Source organism: Skermanella sp., assembly GCF_059503625.1.
On record NZ_JCACHA010001103.1, the window covers coordinates 1 to 5,446 of the forward strand.

4 protein-coding genes are annotated in these 5,446 nt (G+C 54.4%); 1 reads left to right on the plus strand and 3 read right to left on the minus strand.

The window, feature by feature from the left end; all coding sequences use genetic code 11:
- Nucleotides 1–252 precede the first annotated feature (252 nt).
- The 3 genes from AC5JJ6_RS39630 to AC5JJ6_RS39640 form a co-directional block, all read right to left on the minus strand.
- Complete coding sequence (locus tag AC5JJ6_RS39630) at nucleotides 253–1,296, minus strand: hypothetical protein (RefSeq protein ID WP_496047313.1); 1,044 nt, start codon at nucleotides 1,294–1,296, stop codon at nucleotides 253–255.
- Between the two features lie 288 nt (nucleotides 1,297–1,584).
- A complete protein-coding gene (locus AC5JJ6_RS39635; RefSeq protein WP_496047314.1) occupies nucleotides 1,585–1,764 on the minus strand; it encodes a hypothetical protein in 180 nt (59 codons plus the stop codon).
- Between the two features lie 592 nt (nucleotides 1,765–2,356).
- The gene (locus AC5JJ6_RS39640) at nucleotides 2,357–4,312 is read right to left on the minus strand and encodes a tetratricopeptide repeat protein (RefSeq protein WP_496047315.1); all 1,956 of its coding nucleotides are present in this window, start codon (nucleotides 4,310–4,312) and stop codon (nucleotides 2,357–2,359) included.
- 646 nt (nucleotides 4,313–4,958) lie between these two features.
- Here AC5JJ6_RS39640 and AC5JJ6_RS39645 point away from each other — a divergent pair.
- Nucleotides 4,959–5,446: recombinase family protein (locus AC5JJ6_RS39645; RefSeq protein ID WP_496047316.1), on the plus strand; the 488-nt coding region annotated here is incomplete at its 3' end.

A 5,446-nucleotide genomic window follows, 5' to 3' on the forward strand; every position in this document is an offset into this window, starting at 1 on the left:
TCCCATGGGAGAAGGCGTATTCTAAATGAACTTGGCCTTTTAGTCGTGGAAAAATTGCTTACCGATCATAAGTTGTCTAAATCAAAAGTAGCCAAATTGTTCGGCATCGCAGCAAGTACACTCAATAATTATTTTCCAGGGTTTTATGGTAAATAGTGGATAAGAGAGCAACATTTGAAAAGCTGAATGATTTGACCTCTGAACTTGATCACAGCAATGCAGTGCTCCACTAGAACTATCTGCATGATCAGATTAGGTTCTAGCCAATAGCATGTCAGCAGCCGTGATCCGTTCGTTCGGATTGGCTGATTCGTCCAGCGCCATAGCCAGAAGCTTGTGGTTCAGGTTCGGCCCAGACAGCACCTTGTTGTCGTCCACCTGGGTCAGGAAGCTCGTCATTGCCCTGTTACCGGCGTTCTCCAGGGCGATCCGGATCTTCTCAATCAGGTCTTCCTCGGCCTGCCGCATCGCTGCCGCACCTGCCTCAATAGCCTTTCTAGGTGTCTCGTGGGTCCGCAGCCGGTTGACCATCTCGGCTCGGGCAATGCTGACGAAGTAGTCTGGATGTATCTCGCCCATGAACGTTTCGATGAAGAAATCATTCACGTGCTTCGTCGTCTTGATGTTGATCAGTTCCCCGACCTTCTGGCGCGCGGTATCGAGGGCGTGGTCGGTAAGGTCATCGAACGAAGGCCTCGGAGAAGGCTCCAGGGCTGGTTCAGGCTCTGGGATCACCTCCTCAACGGAGCTGTCTTCCCAAGGCGGCGTATCGTCCACCTCCTCGATCTCGACCGCTTCCACCGGCTCGGGTGGAGGTGCCGCAGGAGTAGGCTTAGGAAGCGCCAGCGTGGCCTCCTTGATCCATTCCCTGACGTCTTGGACGGTCACCTTCTCGCCGCGCTTGATGGCCTCCTCGACCGCCTCACGAACCGTGACAGCGTTCTTGGTGACCTTGGGCGCGGACAGCTCATAGAGGACCGACAGACCGATCTTGTCCAGCTCGGCAGGATCACGATCGCCATAGACGCGGGCGACGTTCATGAAGTTGAGCGGGGTCCTATCATTTCCGAAGGTTCCCGAAAAATTTTCGGCAACCCACTTACCGAACCGCATGTTCGGGTTTGCGCCCTCAATCCCACACTTTACATCGACCGTGATCTCTTTGGCCTGCAGGAGCATCTTGCCGATCCGGATCGCGGACTCGACAGTGCGCTTGATCTCGGCCTTGATCTCGACTGCCAAGGTATCGAGCTGGGTCTTCAGGTCTCCGGTAGTCGTCACCAGCTCGCCCAGCATGGGCGGCTCCGACAGGGTAGTCTCAAGCACGGGTGACCCGAACCTGAGAGACGTTCTCATGTTCACTCATATCTCCATATCGTTGGCTGCTTAAGCAGCGATGTCATAGCGCGTCGGGCATACCGTTAAAAGAGGCTAGGGCATTTAGAAGATTGAGAAAGCACCAGAGGCCTCTCCCCTGCCCTTCACGAACGGTATTGCGCTCCTTCGGCTTCTGAAAGCTCCTGAGAGGCAGATGCGCCGCTCACTGGTGACGCCTCTTGCCTCTCCCATCAAAGCGAATAGAGGCTATTCAAGTTTGTAAATGGTCAGCGCGATATAGAACATATTGAGGAAGTAATCTGACAGACTCTCCCTAAGCTCGCCTCTTTCGAAAGGTTTGCCGGTATCAAAATCAATCAAAGCGGGAAAGGTGAGCATGAAGGTATATGCGGACTGCTCTGACATGGCTGCGTCGCTGCTGGTCATTGGGTCTGCTTCCGGTGTCTGGTTGGGCCTGTACGCAAGAAGATACAGCGCTTCAAGCTCGATTAACTCTGTGTTAGCAAGTAGCTCGGTCGGTCCGACTGTTAGACTGGAGGAGCGCTGACGCCTGACGCATCAGCGGGGATCTTCATGGCCCTATGGTCGCTCAAGCTACCGTTATGCGGGCTAATGTCGACACATGTGGACAATAAAATAAGGAGGGAGAGGTATAGGATTAGTGCCCTCCCTTTCTCGCATCTTGATTATACGATCAAAAATTATACTAGAGGGTGAGAAATTCCCCTTTTCGGGGCTTCGTTCCCTGCCCACGATACAGCGCAGCGCAAGCTGCATACTGGGAGACCGTATCAGGCGAGACAGCCTCCCGGCATGGGACCGACAAGGATTTTGGCTAGCCAAGACGCCCGGTAGTATCACGGCCTAGTCATTGTTATATTTTACCAATAGGAACGCGCGAGGACGACGATGGCGGCGAGGCGCCAGTTCACGGTCAATAAGCCTGAGGCTGATCCAGCTAAAGGCGGGAGTGACGATAAAGACAAATGTGAACGGTGAAGGATGAAGCAGCCAAAAGTCAATTATGTGGGAAAATATCTTCTTCAAGCGCCTTGGCCTCAGATTCCAAAAATTCAATTCTTTTGGAGAAATAAAAATCATATTGGGATACATTGGAATGCAGATAGATTTCGCGAGCTATCTTTGTAGCTGTCAAAGCTTGCCTCAATAAGTCCGCCTTCTTGTCCCGCTTGCCTAGGATTCCGAGCGCAATGCCTAGATTGTCCTGAATCATGGCATGGTCGAGGGGCGCTTGCTCGCGGGCCTGTTCTTTCAAAGCGGCGTTGTAGGCGGCGATGGCCTGCTTTAGCAGAATTGTACCGCCTTCCCGCTCACCTAACATTCGTAGCGCATTGCCTAAATTGTTCTGGGTCATAGCCCAATCGAGTGGAACGCGTTCTCGGGTAAGTTCTTCTAGTGCCGCGTGGTAGGCGGCCACGGCCTGTTGCAGGCTTGCCGTACCAAGTTCCCGCTCGCCTAACGATCGAAGTGCGCTGCCCAAGTTGTTCTGGGTCGCAGCCCAATCAAGCGGAACTCTTTCGCGCGTTCGTTCCTCTAGGGCAGCGCGATAGGCGGTAATGGCCAGCTTCAGGCGTGCCGTGTCATTGGCAAAGGTTTGCGCCATGCCGACCTTCCGTCTGTCCAGTTCCAGAAGCGCGTTGCCCAAGTTGTTTTGGGCCATAGCCCAATCCAGTGGGACGCGCTCCCGGGTAAGTTCCTCTAGGGCGGCATGGTAGGCGGCCACTGCCTGCTCCAGACGAGCTGTGCCGTCTTCTCTCTCGGCCAACCTTAAGGCCGCGTTGCCTATATTGTTCTGGGTCGCGGCCCAATCGAGCGGGACGCGCTCTCGGGTCCGCTCCTCCAGAGCGGCTCGGTAGGCAGCGATTGCTTCTTCCAAACGCGCCGTGCTGCCTTCCCGTTTGGCGAGCTCCAAGAGAGCGTTGCCTAGATTATTCTGGGTCGCAGCCCAGTCGAGAGGGACTCGTTCGCGAGTTCGCTCTTTCAGGGCGGCACGATAGGCAGTGATTGCTTGCTCCAAGCGTACCGTACCGCGCTCCCACTCGCCTAGTGTTCGGAGCGCGTTGCCTAAACTGTTCTGGGTCGCAGCCCAGTCGAGTGGGACGCGCTCCTGAGTTCGCTCCTCCAAGGCTGTACGGTACGCCGTCACCGCCTGCTCCAGCCAATTACGGTTGCCGGCTTGATCGCCGACGGTCATCGCCGCAAGGCCAAATGCGTGATATAGATCACCCTTCTGAAAATTCGTAAGGCCAGAACTAGAGCTATCAAGAATGAGTCTGATCTTCGCCGCGACCGGGCGGAGTATGGCAGCCAGATAGTTGCCGACCCTCTCTGTTGCTGGCTGAACCCCAGTGAGCGCTACAGCCACGAGCTGAATCGCGATATCCTCATGAAAGTTTTTCGGCAGGATCGTCTCATCAAGTTTATAGCGTGATGCGCCAGCCGCTTTCTGATCTCCGGAAGTTGTAAACCAGAGACGAAGCATTTGGTCGACCTTAACAACTTCGCCCCAGATAAGGACATCCGCATCGTACTCATCCAACCAGTGTCGTCCTTCTTCCTCGGCGTCAGTCCGAAGCTTGGATAAGGGAACCCCGTTCTTGGTTTCGATCCGCATCACCTGGCAAATTTGCACTACATCGACGGGGCCATACGGGTCAAAGGCAGCCATGATGTGCCTAGTTTGAGCACCATCGGTATCGCGATCCAATCTGCTGACGAGGATCCTGAACTTGGGGGACGTTATGGGCTTGTCATATGCTGAGCGTTCAGTAGTCCATTCTTGGAAGCGACATGCGAGTTCGGTGGCAGACGGAAATATCTCACTGAACAGGCCAGCAGCATACCCACCGAACAGAGTAGCAAAAGCGGTAACCAGAATACCAACGGCCCATATCCAGCAACGCCGCCATACCTTCCGCAACATTTCCCCAAACCGAAGATCAGCGTCAGCCATCGATCCAAGCTTCCTTTGTCAGAAGCACTCATGCTCCCGCCTGGAGGACTGCGCCCATCCCGGCTATCTGCCTTTACAAGGACAAACATACACGTTCTTACAAGAGAAGACTCAGGTTGAACAACAAACCTTCTTGAGCTTAGTAAGCTCTCAGCCACTGGTGGTGGGAAGAGAGTTCTTCTTGGGTAATCGATAAGAACCGTTCTTCTAGATCGTACTCGTAAGCTTCTGGGCTTTAGTTTGTGACTGGAGCGCCTCCCTGATCTTTGGACACCCCCACCCCTACTACCCCCTCATGGTACCTTCAATACACAATAATACATTTGGCTAATAGCCAAACGTCGGCAATCAGGGCGTTGAGGCTTTGGGGCCTGTTTGTCCAGGGCACCTGCGTCAGCAGGAGTGGGCGCAACCAAGTGTTTAAAACATCCGTTGTTTTCAGACATGTTGGCATTTGCCTAAAAAGTACTTTCACAGCACTGGGGACGTTCGGGATGTCTGTTGAATCTGCTCCTCAACCAATGCAAAGATCGTGCCAACGGATCATTATTACTTTTTCATACACATGCGTTTCTTTGTGTATAAAAGCCTTTGTGTATGGCCTTTGTGTATGGCAGAAAAGGGATACGAAACGAGGGAGGCGACAATGGCCAAGGTCAAGAGCAACATCGCGGTCGGTTATGTGCGTGTCAGCACCGCTGACCAGACTGACAGCGGCCTGTCGCTGGAGCATCAGGAAGCGCGCATCAGGGCATATGCAACGGCCCAAGGCTTGGAGCTGCTCGACATCGTGTTCGACGCAGGCGTGTCAGCGGCAAAGGAGCTGTCGAGCCGCCCAGGCGGGTCGCGTGTGCTGTCGATGCTGACCAAAGGGCCAGCGCGGCACCTGATTGCTCTGAAGCTCGACCGCGTATTTCGCAACGCTGCTGACGCGCTGAATCAAACAGCGGCTTGGGACAAGGCGGGCGTTGGTCTTCACCTCGTGGACATGGGCGGGCAAAGCGTTAACACGCAGTCGGCCATGGGCCGGATGTTCTTCACGATGGCTGCCGGTTTCGCTGAGATGGAGCGGGGCCTGATAGCGGAACGCACCACTGCTGCTATTCAGCAAAAGAAGAAGCGTGGCGAAGTCTA